This window comes from Lipingzhangella halophila (genome assembly GCF_014203805.1).
Classification (GTDB): Bacteria; Actinomycetota; Actinomycetes; order Streptosporangiales; family Streptosporangiaceae; genus Lipingzhangella; species Lipingzhangella halophila.
The window spans coordinates 262,456-277,648 of record NZ_JACHJT010000002.1 but is presented as its reverse complement, the minus strand read 5'-3'; the positions used below and the strand labels follow the sequence as shown (position 1 = coordinate 277,648).

The 15,193-nt window shown below is 71.2% G+C and carries 15 protein-coding genes; 9 read left to right on the top strand and 6 right to left on the bottom strand.

From position 1 onward, the window contains the following. Position 1 precedes the first annotated feature (1 nt). Together F4561_RS28265 and F4561_RS28260 are read left to right on the top strand one after the other, a co-directional pair. The gene (locus tag F4561_RS28265) at positions 2-1,072 is read left to right on the top strand and encodes an ABC transporter ATP-binding protein (protein WP_184584722.1); all 1,071 of its coding nucleotides are present in this window, start codon (positions 2-4) and stop codon (positions 1,070-1,072) included. Next, positions 1,069-2,151 (top strand): ABC transporter ATP-binding protein, encoded by a 1,083-nt coding sequence (locus tag F4561_RS28260; RefSeq protein ID WP_184584720.1) that lies wholly within the window; start codon positions 1,069-1,071, stop codon positions 2,149-2,151. Before F4561_RS28265 ends, F4561_RS28260 begins: the two co-directional genes overlap by 4 nt. A 91-nt stretch (positions 2,152-2,242) precedes the next feature. On the opposite strand, the gene F4561_RS28255 is transcribed toward F4561_RS28260, so the two are convergent. Next, entirely contained in the window at positions 2,243-3,493 is a 1,251-nt protein-coding gene (locus F4561_RS28255; protein WP_184584718.1) for a multidrug effflux MFS transporter, read from the bottom strand. A 108-nt stretch (positions 3,494-3,601) separates the two neighbouring features. On the opposite strand from F4561_RS28255, the gene F4561_RS32940 reads away from it, so the two are divergent. After that, on the top strand, positions 3,602-4,171 hold the full coding sequence (locus F4561_RS32940; protein ID WP_221446359.1) for a MarR family winged helix-turn-helix transcriptional regulator: 570 nt from the start codon (positions 3,602-3,604) through the stop codon (positions 4,169-4,171). Positions 4,172-4,244: 73 nt separating this feature from the next. Here F4561_RS32940 and F4561_RS28245 read toward each other — a convergent pair whose 3' ends face one another. Beyond that, positions 4,245-4,949 carry a TetR/AcrR family transcriptional regulator gene (locus tag F4561_RS28245; protein WP_184584716.1) on the bottom strand — a complete coding sequence of 235 codons (705 nt, stop codon included), beginning with the start codon at positions 4,947-4,949 and terminating at the stop codon, positions 4,245-4,247. 198 nt (positions 4,950-5,147) lie between these two features. Here F4561_RS28245 and F4561_RS28240 point away from each other — a divergent pair, with 198 nt between their 5' ends. Beyond that, a complete protein-coding gene (locus F4561_RS28240; protein ID WP_184584714.1) occupies positions 5,148-6,086 on the top strand; it encodes an NAD-dependent epimerase/dehydratase family protein in 939 nt (312 codons plus the stop codon). 120 nt (positions 6,087-6,206) lie between these two features. On the opposite strand, the gene F4561_RS28235 is transcribed toward F4561_RS28240, so the two are convergent. Together F4561_RS28235 and F4561_RS28230 are read right to left on the bottom strand one after the other, a co-directional pair. Further along, entirely contained in the window at positions 6,207-6,356 is a 150-nt protein-coding gene (locus tag F4561_RS28235) for a hypothetical protein (RefSeq protein WP_184584712.1), read from the bottom strand. 217 nt (positions 6,357-6,573) lie between these two features. Continuing rightward, the gene (locus F4561_RS28230; protein WP_184584710.1) at positions 6,574-7,074 is read right to left on the bottom strand and encodes a serine protease inhibitor; all 501 of its coding nucleotides are present in this window, start codon (positions 7,072-7,074) and stop codon (positions 6,574-6,576) included. 335 nt (positions 7,075-7,409) lie between these two features. On the opposite strand from F4561_RS28230, the gene F4561_RS28225 reads away from it, so the two are divergent. Further along, positions 7,410-8,255 (top strand): maleylpyruvate isomerase family mycothiol-dependent enzyme, encoded by an 846-nt coding sequence (locus tag F4561_RS28225; protein WP_184584708.1) that lies wholly within the window; start codon positions 7,410-7,412, stop codon positions 8,253-8,255. Positions 8,256-8,271: 16 nt separating this feature from the next. Here F4561_RS28225 and F4561_RS28220 read toward each other — a convergent pair whose 3' ends face one another. Then, complete coding sequence (locus F4561_RS28220) at positions 8,272-8,961, bottom strand: hypothetical protein (protein ID WP_184584706.1); 690 nt, start codon at positions 8,959-8,961, stop codon at positions 8,272-8,274. Between the two features lie 148 nt (positions 8,962-9,109). Continuing rightward, positions 9,110-9,766: a hypothetical protein gene (locus tag F4561_RS28215; protein WP_184584705.1), complete on the bottom strand. Its 657-nt coding sequence runs from the start codon at positions 9,764-9,766 to the stop codon at positions 9,110-9,112. Positions 9,767-10,378: 612 nt separating this feature from the next. Here F4561_RS28215 and F4561_RS28210 point away from each other — a divergent pair. The 4 genes from F4561_RS28210 (at position 10,379) to F4561_RS28195 (ending at position 15,166) form a co-directional block, all read left to right on the top strand. Beyond that, a complete protein-coding gene (locus F4561_RS28210; RefSeq protein ID WP_184584702.1) occupies positions 10,379-11,158 on the top strand; it encodes a ferritin-like domain-containing protein in 780 nt (259 codons plus the stop codon). A 172-nt stretch (positions 11,159-11,330) separates the two neighbouring features. Next, the gene (locus F4561_RS28205; RefSeq protein ID WP_246438233.1) at positions 11,331-12,890 is read left to right on the top strand and encodes a sensor histidine kinase; all 1,560 of its coding nucleotides are present in this window, start codon (positions 11,331-11,333) and stop codon (positions 12,888-12,890) included. Between the two features lie 182 nt (positions 12,891-13,072). After that, entirely contained in the window at positions 13,073-13,768 is a 696-nt protein-coding gene (locus F4561_RS28200; protein WP_312885678.1) for a response regulator, read from the top strand. A 96-nt stretch (positions 13,769-13,864) separates the two neighbouring features. Next, the gene (locus F4561_RS28195; RefSeq protein ID WP_184584698.1) at positions 13,865-15,166 is read left to right on the top strand and encodes an alpha/beta hydrolase family protein; all 1,302 of its coding nucleotides are present in this window, start codon (positions 13,865-13,867) and stop codon (positions 15,164-15,166) included. Positions 15,167-15,193 lie beyond the last annotated feature (27 nt).

The following is a 15,193-nucleotide window of genomic DNA, read 5'->3' as shown; positions in this document are numbered from 1 at the left end:
GATGGCTGAGGAACCACTGCTGGAGGTCCGCGACCTCACGATCCAGTTCCCGTCCCCGGCGGGCTGGCTGACCGTGGTGGACCACGTGTCGTTCACCGTAGGCCGCAACGACGTTGTGTGCGTGGTCGGAGAGTCCGGGTCGGGCAAGAGTCTCACCGCGCTGGCGGTGGTCGGGCTGGTCGCCGCCAAGGGCGGCCGGGTCACATCGGGCAGCGTCCGGTTCGAGGGCCGCGAGCTGATCGGCCTGTCCAACCGGCAGCTCAACCGGGTCCGCGGCGACCGGATCGGGTTCATCTTCCAGGAGCCGATGAACAGCCTCAACCCGGCCTACACGGTGGGCGAGCAGATCGCCGAGGTTGTCCGCCGGCACCGCCGGGTGAGCCGCGCGACGGCGTGGCAGCGGGCGGTGGAGATGCTGGAACGGGTGGGGATCTCCGGCGCTCAGAGCCGGGCCAGGCAGTACCCGCACCAGTTCTCCGGCGGGATGCGGCAGCGGGTGATGGTCGCGGTCGCCCTGGCCTGCGAGCCGCAACTGCTGATCGCCGACGAGCCGACCACGGCGCTCGACGTCACCATCCAGGCGCGGCTGCTGGAGCTGCTCCGCGAACTGCAGCGCGACCTCGGGATGTCCGTCCTGTTCATCACGCACGACCTCGGTGTGGTGGCCGACATCGCCCGCGAGGTCGTCGTGATGTACGCGGCGCAGGTGGTGGAGCGCGCCCCCGTCGCGGAGCTGTTCCAGCACCCCCGCCACCCCTACACCGCGGGGCTGCTGGACGCCATGCCGCAGACCGCGCTCGCCGCCGGCCGGGAGCTCGCCGCGATCCCCGGAACCGTGGCCCAACCGCAGGCCTGGCCGCAGGGGTGCCGCTTCCACCCGCGGTGCGCGCACGCGGAGGCAACCACCTGCGCCGCCGAACCGGTCGCACTCACCCCGAACGACCGGGGAAGCGTGCGCTGCGCGCGCAGCGCTGAGCTGGCGGAAGCCCTCCGCCGCGCCGCGGTGGCCTCCGGCGGGGAGCCAATCGACCTGGAGAAGACCGGGACGCCCGAAAAGGAGGAGAAGCGATGACCGCCACCGCCGCCGGCACTACCGCCGGGCCCCGCACCGGGTCAGGGCTGACTGTCTCGGGGATGCGCGTCAGCTTCGACATCGGCAGCCGCGGGCCGTTCCGCGGCCGGAAGCTGCTGCGGGCGGTCAACGGCATCTCCTTCGGTGTCGAGGCCGGGAAGACCCTCGGTGTCGTAGGGGAGTCCGGGAGCGGGAAGTCCTCGGCGGCCCTGGCCGCGCTCCGACTGAACCCCCTGGAGGCCGGAACCGTCCACCTCGGCGACACCGACATCACGAGCCTGGCGCCCCGCCAGCTCACCGCCGCCCGGCCGCGGATGCAGATCGTGTTCCAGGACCCCTACGCCTCGCTGGACCCGTCGATGCGGGTGGGGCAGCTTCTGGCGGAGCCACTGGTGGTGCACGGCTCGGTGGCCTCTGCCGCGGAGCGCGAGCGGCGGGTCACCCAGGCGCTGGAGTCAGTGGGGTTGCGGGCCGCGCACGCCGCGCGTTACCCGCACGAGTTCTCCGGCGGGCAGCGGCAGCGCATCGCCATCGCCCGCGCGATGATCACCCGGCCGGAGTTCGTGGTTCTCGACGAGCCGGTGAGCGCGCTCGACGTCTCCACGCAGAGCCAGATCGTCAACCTGCTCAAGCAGATCCAGCGGGAGTCGGGCACGACGTTCCTGTTCGTCTCGCACGACCTGGCGATCGTACGGATCATCAGCCACCGCACCGCCGTGATGTACCTGGGCGAGATCGTGGAGGAGGGGCCCAGCGCCGAGCTGTACGACCGGCCCGCGCACCCCTACACCGCGGCGCTGATCTCGGCGGGCCTGAGCGCCGATCCCGACTCCGCGAGCACACGCGAGCGCATCATCCTGCGCGGCGACATCCCCAACCACATCGACCCGCCGCCGGGGTGCCGCTTCCACACCCGCTGTCCGGCGGCCATGGACGTCTGCCGGGAGAAGGCCCCCGAGGCGGTCCCAACGGAAAGCGGAGGGACCGTGCGCTGCCACCTGCACACCGAAGGACCCCGGTTGGACGGAAGGACGGTGCTGCCGGTGCTGGCCGGGGGCACGGACCCGGCTCGGAGCTGACTCTAGGGAGGGGCCGCGGCACCGGTGCGGGGCGTCCGGCGGTCTGGCACCGTGTCACAAGGCCCCTTCCGTCCCCGGCCGCTTGGCGGCGTTACGTGGCCGAAGGACGCGCCACGGTGGCGAAGGCGAGCATCGCCAGGCCGACCCCGCTGAGCATGATCAGCGCCATGGGCAGCACGCTGCTCGTGCCGAACAGGCCGGTCAGCGGGGCACCCCCGGCACCGAGCGCGAACTGGCCGAAACCGACCAGCCCCGATGTCGCCCCAGGTGCGTCGTCGCCCAGATCCTGGACGATCGTGATGATCGCGGGAACGGTGATGCCGAATCCGGTCACCGTGACCATGAGGCAGCCCCAGGTCACGCCCAGGTTCCCGGCTCCGGAGGCCAGGACGGCGGTCAGCACGGCGGTGGCGGCCAATGCCGTTCCGAGACCGCTCCCCAGAAGCGTCCGGGGCCGCACCCGGCTGGCCATCCGGCCGAACACCTGTCCGCCGACCAGCATGCCGACCGCGTTCGCAGCGAAGATCAGGCTGAACTGAGTGGCGGAGACACCGTAGATGTCCTGGAAGACGAAGGTGGCTCCGGAGATGTAGGCGAAGAACGCCGCGAAGCACATCCCCAGGACGATGAGGTAGCCGACAAGCACCCTCCGGGTGAGCAGCGTGGCCATGGCTCGGAGCGTGCTGGGGAGGCCACCGGAGCGGCGCTGGTCGGTGGGCAGCGACTCCGGGACCCAGGCGAGGACGCCGGCGAGCAGCAGCAGGCCGAAGGCTGCCAGGGCCACGAACAGCACATGCCAGGGCCCGAGACCGAGCAGCGCACCGCCCAGGACGGGGGCGACGACCGGGGCGACGAACACGACGGACGCCAGAGCCGAGAAGTGCCGGGCCGCCGCCGCGCCCTGGAAACGGTCGGTGATCACGGCCCGCGCCACGACGATCCCGGCCGCGCCGGCCACGCCCTGGAGTACCCGTGCCAGGTTGAACACCTCGATCGACGGTGCCATAGCGCACACGAGGGACAGGACGAGGAATGCCGCCGTGCCGAACAGCAGCACGCGCCGGCGTCCCAGGCTGTCACTGAGCGGCCCGAGCACGAGCTGGCCCCCGGCGAGTCCGATGAGGAACATGGTCATGGAGAGCTGCACCGTCGAGTCGTCCGCCGACAGCGACGCGGCCAGCTCGGGAAAGGCCGGAACGTAGATGTCGGTCGCGAATGGCGCGACCGCCGTCAGCCCGGCCAGTACGAGGATCAGTAGGCGGATCCGCCACTCCTCACCGGCTCCTCTCCGCTCACCGGTTCCCGGCTCGGACATCCGGGATCGCGTGCTGTTCGACGGCATCGCGCCACGCCCTCTCTCCCCAGCTCCGCATCGGTACACTGGGAATAGGAAACTATTGATTAACCGGTTAATTAATTGGTTTCGAGGTTAACAATGTGAGGGGGAGTCGTGCAATCCAGGGCCCCGTGCACCCGTGCAGAGTGGGAACAGGCCCACCCCGGCCTGGACACCTCGTCCATGGACATCGTCGGGCCGCTCAAGCGTGCCCAGGCACTCCTTGAACTCGCACTCGAGCCCTATTTCGCCGGCAGTCCGGTCACCCCGTCAGAGCTCGACATCATGGCGCTGATCCGCCACGCTGATCCGCCGATGATCGCCCGGCAGATCGCCATGGACATGGGGCGGTCCTCCGCCGCGGTGAGCAAGACGCTGGACAAGATGCAGCGTCGTGGGCTGGTCACCAGGCGGGCGAATCCAGCGGACCGCCGGGCGGCGTTCATCGAACTGACCGATGAGGGCGCCCGGATCGTGGACACCGTGTTCCCCACACAGATCGCCATCGAGGCCAGGGTGTTCGCCGGCCTCGACCAGAGCCGCCGGGCCCGGATCGTCGCCGGGCTCACGGAACTGGTCGAGACCCTCGACGAGCTGCACCGCGCGGCGCCCTCGCGTGAGGCGCTGCTCGCGAGTCTGAAGCCAGAAGAGAGCCACTCGTCCGGTCGGGAGGCCGGACACTAGCCGACCGCGCCACCTACCGCAGGCTCGGGGCTGCCCCCGGAGCGGGCCGCTGAGACTCCGACCGGCCGCGGCCTCAGCGGGGGGCCGGTAGCCCGACCAGCCCGGCGAGGCAGCGCGCGTTGTGGTCGAACGCGGTGGCGCGGTCCTCGATCGTGCTGTTGAACTGGCCGAACAGCTCGAAGTTGAGCCACCCGTACAGGCCGGTCCAGACGGTGACGGCCCGCGCGATGATTTTGTCGGGGACGTCCGGGATGATCTCGCGGAGCCGTTCGGCGTCGGCACCGAACGAGTCCGGCGGGGCGGGGCAGATGTCTGGCGGGTGGAGCGCACCGGCCAGGTAGGCGTCGGCGACGATGTTCCCGAAGACGACCGTGTCGCGGATGGCGGCGGACACCGTGTCCTGTGGCGCGCGGTAGCCCGGCACCGGGGAGCCGTAGAGCAGCGCGTACTCGTGCGGGTGCGCCAGCGCCCAGTCGCGGACGGCGTGGCACACGGCGAGCCAGCGGCCCGGATGGTCGCCGCGGTCGCACGCGGCGTCCGCCTGCTCCACGGCCGCGCCGATGTCGTTGTACCCGTCGATGATGAGCGCCGTGAGCAGGTCGTCCCGTGACGGGAAGTAGCGGTAGACCGCCGAGGAGGCCATCCCCAGCTCCCGGGCGACCGCGCGCAGCGACAGGCCCGACGCGCCGGCGGTGGCAAGGTGCCGGCGGGCGGTATCGGTGATCTCGCGGGTCAGTTCCGCGCGGACGCGCTCCCGCGCCGTTTGGCTCGCACTCATGATCGCGAGCGTAGCAGAGCATTGGATAAAAACGAGAGCAGTGCTCTTGAAAGCGCTGTACCTATCTGAGAGCATTGATCTCAGTTGAGATCGGCATTCCGATCGATGGCCTGGCTCGGGGTTCGGCGCGTCGCCGGAATCGAGGCAGGATGCCGCCGCGGGGGCGGCAGTACCGATACGAGGGGAAAGAGGCCAACCATGGGAAAGCACGTCGTCGTCGGGGCGGGCCAGGTCGGGGTGCGGCTCGCCCGGACGCTGCAGGAGCGGGGGCACGAGGTGGTCCTCGTGAGCCGGTCAGGGTCCGGTCCCGAGACCGTCGAGCGGGTCGCCGCCGACGCGTCGGACCGCGAACAGCTGACCAGCCTCACGCGGGGCGCCGACACCCTGTACAACTGCGTGAACCCGGCCTACCACCGTTGGCCCCAGGACTGGCCGCCGATCGCCGACGCGCTGCTGGCTACCGCGGAGGCCACCGGAGCGGGCTACGTGATCCTCGGCAACCTCTACGTCTACGGCCCGCCGGAGGGCCCCATGCGCGAGACCGACCCGCTCGCGCCGTCAAGTGCCAAGGCCGAGGTCCGTGCCAAGATGTGGCGCGACGCCCTGGCCGCGCACGAGGCCGGACGGGTCCGGGCCACCGAGGTGCGGGGCAGCGACTACTTCGGGCCGGGATGCCGGGACCAGTCGCACCTCGGTGACCGGTTCGTCCCGAAGCTCCTGGCGGGTAAGCGCGTCCGGTTCGCCGGCGACCCCGGCCAGCCGCACAGTTGGACCTACGTTCCCGACGTGGCTCGGGCCCTCGCCACGGCCGGCACGGACGACCGTGCGTGGGGCAGAGTGTGGCACGTGCCGACCAGCCCGGCGATCTCGGCGCGCGAGGTCGCCGAGCGCCTGTGCGCGATCGCCGGCATTCCGAATCCGGGGGTCGGTGTGCTGCCGCACTGGCTACTCCGCGCGACGGGGCTGGTCTCGCCGATGATCAGAGAGTTGGAGGCCGTCCGCTACCAGTTCGTCCGCCCCTTCGTTATCGACTCCTCCGCGTTCGAGGACACGTTCGGTGTCGCGCCAACCCCCATGGACGAGGCGCTGACGGAAACCCTCGCCTGGTGGCGCGACCAGGAACAGGTCACGGCCTGACGCGTATCGGTGCCGGGTCGGGCGGAGTGCCCGCCGCCCGCCGCACCGCCCGCGCCGCCACCGGTCCCGGCGACGGCGAGCGAATGCGGTCACGGAGCACCGGGAATCCGAGCCGCGGCCCTATTCGCTCTCGTAGGCGAGCAGGTGGACGGCAGCCTGGTCCTCCTTCGGGTAGAGCACCAGCACCTCCCGCCGCACCACCGTGGAATCCGCGTACGACCCGCGGCAGGTTGTGGCGCCGTCGACCGTCTCCTCCTCGGCGTCGAACATCTCGCGGTCCTCATCGGCGGGACCCTCGGGATCGTTGTAGACGCCAAGGTTGTCGGCCGCGCGGAAATCCTCCGCGCCGTCGCGTCGGTGGTGAACGACCCCGTGACGCGCTCGCGGCCGTCGTCGGTGGTCTCGGTGTCGACCTTGAGATCGGTGGCGGATCCGGGAACGGTCAGACCGGTGAACTCGGACACCCGCCCGGCGGGTTCGAGCGGTGTCAGCCAACCTGCGGCGTTTCGATGACCTCGCCGCTGTCTTTGTCGGCGGGGATGCGCACCCGGTCGCAGCGGAAGTCCGCGGTGGCCAGGGTCCCCTCGGGCACGATGCTCACGTTGAGGTCGGGCTCCTGCTCCTCGATGAGCCGCTTGGCCGTTTCGGGGTCGGTACCCTCAAGCTTGGGCCAGCTCGTGTCGCATTCCAGCTTGTCTTCGCCGTTGGGATCGTCCTCATCGGAGTCGGGGGGCACCGGCGACGTCCGCGATCCCTCCTCGCCGGCGGCCTCGGTGGAGAGCTCGTCGCAGTCGTCGCCGGCGCCGGCCTCGCAGAGCGAGGTCTCGATCATGGCGTGCGCGCGCTCGGGCACCCCGGTGGTGAGGACCGCGGCCGCCACCGCGGCGACCAGGATGATCGTTCCCGCGTACTCGGTGAGGGAAGCGCCGCGATCCCGCCGCGGGGGCGGGGTCGGGGGCGAGTGTCCCGTTCCCAGAGTCAGTTTCACGGCCCGGCCCTCCGGTGCAGTCAACCGAGATGGTTAGTGCGTTCACGCTAGTTCGCGCGAAGGACGGCCGTCTTGAGGCCGCGGACCCAACCCAGGCCCAGTCCTGGGCCCTAACCGGACGGTGGCGCTTTCACTGTTGCCGGCGGCTTTCTTGGCCGACTGAAGAAGCGCGAGCGGCCGGAGTCTCACTGCGGGCGTGCGCCTCCTGTGCCCGAATCCGGGCCCAAACGCGGCCCGGGCCGCATGCGCGATTGTCTGGGAACCCCGCCGAGGCCGCGGGGGTCGCCCCGGGAATCCGGTTGCTCGCCGGTGGGGGGCACGGGAACATAAAGCGCATGGCAATCGACGGGACCTGGTGGCTGGGGCCGCGGATCGAAGTGCGGGACCTGTTTGCCCGCGAACACGAGGAGACGATGGCGCTGCTGCGCGTCCTCAGTGACGAGGAATGGCAGTGGCCCACAGGATGTCCCGGCTGGCGGGTGCGCGACATCGCCGGTCACGTGCTCGGAGACCACCTGAACCGGCTAGCGCGCTCCAGGGACCGCTATCCTGACGGCCCACGCCCCCGATCTGAGGAACCCTTTCCCAGCTTCATCGACCGGCTCAACGAGGAGTGGGTCGCCACCACCCGCGCCTGGAGCACCCGGATGCTGGTGGATCTCCTAGGGCACGTCGGCCCGCAGATCGTCGAGCACTGGCGAACGGTCGACCTGGACGCGCTGGGTGAGCCGGTGACCTGGGCGGGCCCCGACCCGGCTCCGGTGTGGCTGGATGCCGCGCGTGACCTCACCGAGTACTGGACGCACCAGCAGCAGATCCGTGACGCCACCGGACGACCCGGTTTCACCCAGCCCGAGGTGGTGCACACGGTGCTGGACACGTTCCTGCGGGCACTGCCATACACGTTGCGCGACGTCCCTGCCGCCGAGGGGACGCGGCTGCTCTTCACCGTCACGGGCCCCGGGGGTGGCGACTGGAGCTGTGTGTACCGGCGGGGCGGCTGGATGGTCGAACGGGCCGGCGCGCAGCGCCCCGACGCCGCGGTCGAGCTCGACGCCGACACCACGTGGCGGCTGTGTACCCGGGGAATCACCCCCGACGAAGCGGCGCGGCGGGGAAGCCGACACGGCGACGTACACCTGACCGGGACCGCTCTCACGGTGCTGTCCGTCATCCGGTGAGCCGGCGCCCCACGGTTCAGGCCAGGCTCGCCAGCGCCTGCTCCGCCATGGCGATCAGCGCCTCCTCGTCATCGGCGAGATCGGGCTTGCCCTCGTTGTCGGCGCCGGTGGCCTCGTAGGCACGGAGTTGGATATTCATGTTCGCGTCGCGTACGTGCACGAGCGCGACCGCGGCCGGGACGGGCTCCTCTCCCACTCCTCCGGGGAAGCTCTCCTCCTCAGCGAAGACGAGGAAACTGTCGTCGCCCAGGTCGAGCTCCCGGGAGTCGTCGATCGTGATCTCCCGGCCGCCCTCGGCCTCTGGTTCGGGGTCGGAGATGATGCCGTACTCGACCGCGTTGGACTCGTAGAACTGCTGGGCATTGGAGTTGGAGTCCGGGTCCCCGACCGGCACGCGGAACGTGAGGTTCAGAGAACCCAGGGTCCCGTCGGAGAACGTCGCGTGCCATGCGCACGCCGCGACGTCGGGCTCCTCGGGCGCGGTTTCGGAGGACGTGCCGTCCCGGGTGCCATGGGACGTGGGGTCCGTGGCCGACACCCGCTTGAGCTGCGCGATCGTCACTGCCGCGCACGGCTCCTCGGGGATCGTGTGGCCGCCTCCCTCGGGCTCCTCCGGCTCCGCGCCGTACGCGACCGCGCCGAGCACACCGGCGACCACCAGGTAGGCCGCGAGCGTCACCGCGCCCGAGACGAGCGCGACGCCCATGCGGCCGCGCCGCCTGGGCGGCGGTTGCGGCTGGAACCCCGGCGGCGGCATCTGCGGGTACCCCGGCGGCGGTGGTGGGGCGGGAGGCGGGCCGTGAGTCATGGTCGTGCGCGGTCCCTTCTGTCGCGGGGGGTGGCCGTACGGATCCTCACCCCTCCTGCCACGGAACGTCATCGGCCAGGTCGGTGAGTGCGCTCTGGGCTGGCGAGAAGCTGAACGTGTCGCCGTATTTCCGCACCCGGATCTCGGTCACCCGATCGCCATCCCGGATCACCAGGGCGGCCTTGCTGGCCCGGGACGTGCTGTAGGTAACGAGCGATTCTTCGGTGCGCAGGTACACGAGGGCGCTCTCGTCGCCGAAGTCCTGTGGCTCTTCCCGCTTGCCGAGAACTTCGTCGGTGGAGGTAACCGGTTCGGAGTTGTTGTCGAGTGCTCCCTCGTATATGTCCCCGGCGTCGGTCAGGTCCCCGGCCCCGGTTGTCGGCTCCACCCCGCGCTCCTCGGCTCTGCTGGCGTTCGCCGAGCTCATCGGAGTGGCATAGGTCACTTGCAACGTGACGTCGGCCATGCCGTCGAACTGGGCGTCCCACGAGCAGCTGCTGCTCTCCTGCTGGACGCTGAAGCTGCTCTCCTGCGCGGAGATCTCGTCGAGCCGCTCCTCGTCGATACTGGCGCACGGCTCCTCGGGCACCCCGGCCGGACTGGGGGATGCCCCGGCGCGGAAGTCGCCGCGCACGTAGACAACGGTTCCGGTGATCGCGATCGCGATGACCAGGGTCACGAGCGAGGACACCAGACCCGTCACGAACCGCCTCGGCGGCGGGGGTGGAGTGGGGGCCATCGGCGGCTGGCCGGGAGGACCGCCGTGGGGCGGCCGCGGGGGCGCCGGGCCCCGAGGCCCCGGCGGCGGCTGCCCCGGGCCGTGCGGCGCGGGTGGGGGTGGTCGGTGACCCGGAGGGATACCGGTCGGAGGAGGTGGTGCCGGGCGGCTCCCACCGGGTGGCGGCGGCCCGGGTGGTGGACCCTGTGGGGGCGGCCCTTCGGTCATGGTCACCTTCGCGGGGCTGGGCGGAGCGGTGGTCGACAGCGGCCCGAGTCTTCCAGGAACCCTGCCCACCATGGATTCGGGGTCCGCCAATCCGGCCGTGCTCGGCCGACGCCTCCGCGCCCCGTGACCAGCGCTAAAGCCCCAGCACCGGGAACGGCTCGGCGCCGGCTGGGAGCGCGACCGGATGCGGCCACCACCCACTGGTTCAGCCGCTCATCCTGCGTGGGCCGGCGGGCCTCCCCAGCGAGCCGCGGAGCCGCACGCATGGGCCGGTGGCGGCGGTGACGACATCTTGGCCACCGGGCTCGGTGGGCATTAGCGTTCGGGTGCCCGACATGCGGCAGCACGACAGCGAAGTGGGGAGTGACCTTGGGCGAGGGCGGATTCCAGGTGTGGACGCGACGGTTCGGGGAGGACGCCGAGCGCCGCCGGGACACCGCCGAGCCGGACTGGGCGCTGGGCGCGACCCTGGCTCCGGCTGTCATCCGGAGCCTGCAGCGGTTCCAGACGGGGGAGGACGGCGACGGCGCGGTCCTGGTCCGCAAGAGCGCTCGGGCGGCCGACCCCGACTACCTGGCGGCGGTCCGGTTGTTCGTCGCCGAAGAGCAGAACCATGCCCGGTTGCTCGCGCTGCTGCTGGACAGTGCGGGAGCACCGACCATCGCCGGGCACTGGAGCGACACGGTGTTCGTGACCGTGCGCAACGCGTTGGGGCTGCGGTTGGAGCTGATGACGCTCATGGTGGCCGAGGTGGTCGCGCTGCGCTACTACCGCGCGTTGCGCGACGGTACCGATGACGCCCTGCTCGCCGACGTGGCCGGCCGGATCCTCGCCGATGAGGAACGCCACGTCCCGTTCCACACCCAGCGGCTCCGCGAAGGCTTCGGCCACCTACCGTGGCTGGTGCGCGTACCGATGGGGGCCGGCTGGTGGACCCTGCTTCTGGGCGCCGGCTGCGTGGTCGCGCTCGATCACGGGCCAGCGTTGCGGCACGTCGGCGTTGGCCGGCGCGGCTTCGTCAGTGACGTGGCTGGGCTGTTCCGTCCGGTCGTGGCCGAGGTACTGGGTTCGCCGACGCGCCGGAGACGATGGCCGCGCGGCGCGGGTGTAGCACGAACCGGACATAAGCAGGGCGGGTCGAGAGCGTGACGCATGGGCGCCGGCGCCTACTCTGGTACCGGTGGACCATCGTGGTCGTGCCGGGCCGCAGCCGGGGAGCGGTAACCGCCAACGATCGGGACTGACCATGATGCCGCGACGGACACCACAAAACCTTGGCGTCCTGCGCCGCGCGGCTTCTGATGCCGCCCTGTGGGCGACGATGGTCACTGTGCTGGTTCTCGACCTGGTGGGGTTGCGCGCCTCGCTTCCCGCAGCCGAAATCACTGGGGTGGCGCTGCTCCTGGCGGTGGCGGTCGGGATCAACCGTTCCCGGCCCGCGACGGCGCTCGGCCTGGCGACGGCGGCCCTGGTGGGGCAGGGTATGGCCGAGCTTTACGGGCTGGTCGCCCCCTTCGCGATGTCCTACGGGATCCCGGCGGCCGTCCTGGCCTTCCTCGCCGGCCGGCGGACCGAGCGCGTGACGCCGGTCATCCTTGTATTCGCCAGCGCGTGCGCCGTAACGTTCGTGCTGTACGCGACCCGGTGGGTCATGGGCGGTGACCTCCGTGCCACATTGTCGGGCCTCGTGGACTGGGCCTCGGCCGTTCTTATCTTGCTGCTGGTGGTGGTCACCCCGTGGCTGTTCGGCCGGTTCTGGCGGCAGCACGTCATGCTGCGCACCGCCGGCTGGGAGGTCGCCGAGCGGATGGAGCGCTCGCGGGAGGTCGAGGCGGAACACGCCCGGCTGCGCGAGCGCGCCCGGATCGCCACCGAGATGCACGACTCCCTCGGCCACGACCTCACCCTGATCGGGGTGCGCGCCGCCGCTATGGAGGTGGCGGGCGACGCGACGGACGAGCAACGGGAGTCCGCGGCCGAGCTGCGCGCCAGCGCGCACCAGGCCACCCTGCGCCTTCGGGAGATCATCGGGGTACTGCGCGCGGAAGCGGCGCCGGAACCGGCCGAACCGGCTGGTGAGGACATCTCCACCGTGGTCGACAGAGCCGTCGCGGCGGGGATGGACGCCCGCCTGGTGCGCGAGGGGCCCGATCTGGACCCCGCGAGCCCGACGGGCCGCGCCGCGCACCGCGTCGTGCAGGAGGCGCTGACCAACGCGGCCAGGCATGCCCCGGGCGCGCGGGTGACCGTGCACGTCACCCGCGAGTCGGGGGTGACGACCGTACGGGTCAGCGACACCGGCCCGGCCGATCCGGCGGCCGGGCCCAGTGAGGGCAGCGGGTCGGGACTGGCTGGACTGCGTGCGCTCATCGAGGGGATGGGCGGCACCTTCCACGCGGGCACGGCCGGCGACGACGCGGGCTTCGCCGTGACGGCTCGGGTCGACGACACAGCGGAGGGTACGGATCCCGCTGTGGCAGGGCAGCGGGGCGCGGACACCGCCTCGGAGACGGAGCGCACGCGCAGCCGGGTCCGCGGGCGCGCCCAGCGCCGGCTGGTCACGGCGCTCACTATCCCGGCCGGAACCGCCTCTGTCGTGACCGCCCTGGGGTTCCTGCTGCTGTCCTACGTCGGCAACAACGCGGTGCTACCTCCGTCGGAGTACGCGAAGCTGCACGTCGGCGACGACCAGGCCGAGGTGCAGCGGGTGCTTCCGAGGTTCGAGCACCCCCAGCACTCGCTGGCGGGCCAGCCACCCGTTCCAGACGGCGCGACCTGCCGTTACTACACGGTGCGCAGCGAGAACGGCCTGCCACCGGTGTACCGGCTCTGCTTCGCGGACGGGGAGCTGGTGAGCAAGGACGTCCTGCAGCAGGAGTAGGCCAACAGACCCGAGCGCCCCAAGCCCGTTTCGCGGACACGAGAGGGTGATCGCGTTTCGCTGTGCCGGGTGCGGGTGACCCGGGTTGGGCGTGCGCCGCTGTGCCCGAACCGGGACGAGGGCCGCACGAGCCAATGCGGCATGTGCGGCCCGCACCGTGCCCGCCGCTTATGCTGTGGCACGTGGGTGAGCCGACCGAAGACCAGCCGCCGGTGCGCGTGGTTCTCGCGGACGACGAGCAGATGGTTCGAGTGGGCATGGCAGCCATCCTGTCGGCCGCCCCGGGCGTCGAGGTCGTTGGCCAGGCCGCGGACGGCGACGCCGCCATCGACCTGGTTCGCCAGCACCGCCCGGATATCGCGCTACTGGACGTGCAGATGCCCGGCACCGACGGCCTCACCGCGACGGAGACCATCACGGCCGGGTTTCCGGAGACCGGGGTGGTCATCCTGACCACATTCTCCGAGGACGCCTACATCGCCCGGGCGTTGAGCGGTGGCGCCAACGGGTTCGTGCTCAAGACCGGTGACCCCCGCGATCTGGTCTCCGGGCTGCGCGCGGTCGCCAACGGCGGCGCCTACCTCTCGCCGGAGGTGGCACAGCGGGTCATCGCCGAACTCGACACGTCCAACGCCGGCGGGCGGATGTCGCGCGGCGCTGCGGCCCGGGAGCGGGTCGCGCCATTGTCCGCCCGGGAGCGGGAGGTGCTGGCCCTGATCGGTGAGGGGTTGTCCAACGACCAGATCGCCGGCCGCCTCGGCATCGTGTCCGGGACGGCCAAGGTGCACGTGGGTTCCATCCTCGCCCGCCTCGATGTGCGCAACCGGGTGCAGGCCGCCATCGTCGCCTACGAGGCGGGTCTGGTCAGCGGCTTCTGAGCCGGTCCGATCCCCACGCGCCTATGCACATCGGGATAGGGCAGCGAACGCTCTTGGGTGATGCGTGCGGAGGGGCCCGCTCGTGACGATCGACGCATGGTCGAAACAACGAGATTCTCCATGCGCGGGTACCGGCCCCTCTACTACTCGGCCGCCGCGGTCATCCTCGCGGCGGCGTGCGCCGTACCGCCCGTGGTCGCCGCGGTCACCTACCCCGAGCCAATCCAGCTGTCCGTGCCCGAGCCCAGCGGTCCGCACGACATCGGGCAGGTCGACCTGCACCTGGTCGACGAGTCCCGTGACCACCCGTGGGCGCCGGACACCGGCCAGCGCGAGATCATGGCCACTGTCTGGTACCCGGCGAAGGACAACGCGGGCGGCGAAGACAGGGCGCCGTACCTGTCCGAGGCGATGGCGGACTACATCGCGGGGGCGACGCTCGAACAAGCAGGGCTCCCTCGCGACTCGGTCGACCTCCTCGGCGCGACGACCCACGCGGTCAGCGGCGCGGATGCCGCGGGGGAGCCGGAGTCCCTGCCGGTGGTGCTGTACTCCCCGGGCTTCGAGCAATCCCGCCACCTGGCGACGGCGCAGGTGGAGGAGCTGGCGAGCCACGGCTATGTCGTGGCGGCCATCGACCACCCCTACGAGACGGACGCGGTGGAGTTCCCTGACGGGCGGGTGCTGCGCGGTCGTGCGCCCCTTGATGACCAGACCCACACCGAGATCGGTCGGGCCGCGGTCCCGGCTCGTATCGCCGACGCCGAGCTTGTCCTCGACGCCCTGACCGGCATTTCCAACGGGGACAACCCCGACGTGTCGGACGCGACGCTTCCCAATGACCTGGGCGAGGCGTTGGACCTCTCGACCGTGGGGATGTTCGGCCACTCGATGGGCGGCTTCACGGCGGCCGAGCTGATGGTCGGCGACGAACGCGTCGACGCCGGAATCGACCTCGACGGCAGCGTGGCCTACCACGTCGGGGACGAGGTGTGGGCGGAGGCGACCACCCGGGGAGTGGACCGGCCCTTCATGATCATGGCCGGCGGAATGAGTGGCGGGGCGGTTGAACACCCGCATACCAGCGAGCACAGCCACGACTACGAACGGTTCCGGGAGCTCTCCGGGGAGACCATGGAGCTGTACCTGCCTGAGGCCGAGCACATGAGCTTCATGGACGCCCAGTGGCTGCTCCCGCAGATCGACGCGGGACTGCGGCCGGACAACAACGAATGGGAGGCGATGGAAGCGTCGATAGGCACGATCGCCCCGGAGCGAAGTGTGGCCGCGCAGCGGGCCCACATCACGGCGTTCTTCGACGTGTACCTGCGGGGCGAGGAGCAGCCGCTCCTCGACGGCCCATCCGAGGAGTACCCCGAGGTCGAGTTCATCGACTGAGCGGCGTCCGTGGAGGGGGCGGTGCGG

Bases quoted from the DNA above. Each gene is read 5' to 3' on its own strand.
- F4561_RS28265 (WP_184584722.1), top strand. From the start codon at position 2: ATGGCTGAGGAACCACTGCTGGAGGTCCGCGACCTCACGATCCAGTTC.
- F4561_RS28260 (WP_184584720.1), top strand. From the start codon at position 1,069: ATGACCGCCACCGCCGCCGGCACTACCGCCGGGCCCCGCACCGGGTCA.
- F4561_RS28255 (WP_184584718.1), bottom strand. From the start codon at position 3,493: ATGCCGTCGAACAGCACGCGATCCCGGATGTCCGAGCCGGGAACCGGT.
- F4561_RS28245 (WP_184584716.1), bottom strand. From the start codon at position 4,949: ATGAGTGCGAGCCAAACGGCGCGGGAGCGCGTCCGCGCGGAACTGACC.
- F4561_RS28240 (WP_184584714.1), top strand. From the start codon at position 5,148: ATGGGAAAGCACGTCGTCGTCGGGGCGGGCCAGGTCGGGGTGCGGCTC.
- F4561_RS28235 (WP_184584712.1), bottom strand. From the start codon at position 6,356: ATGTTCGACGCCGAGGAGGAGACGGTCGACGGCGCCACAACCTGCCGC.
- F4561_RS28225 (WP_184584708.1), top strand. From the start codon at position 7,410: ATGGCAATCGACGGGACCTGGTGGCTGGGGCCGCGGATCGAAGTGCGG.
- F4561_RS28220 (WP_184584706.1), bottom strand. From the start codon at position 8,961: ATGGGCGTCGCGCTCGTCTCGGGCGCGGTGACGCTCGCGGCCTACCTG.
- F4561_RS28205 (WP_246438233.1), top strand. From the start codon at position 11,331: ATGGTCACTGTGCTGGTTCTCGACCTGGTGGGGTTGCGCGCCTCGCTT.
- F4561_RS28195 (WP_184584698.1), top strand. From the start codon at position 13,865: ATGGTCGAAACAACGAGATTCTCCATGCGCGGGTACCGGCCCCTCTAC.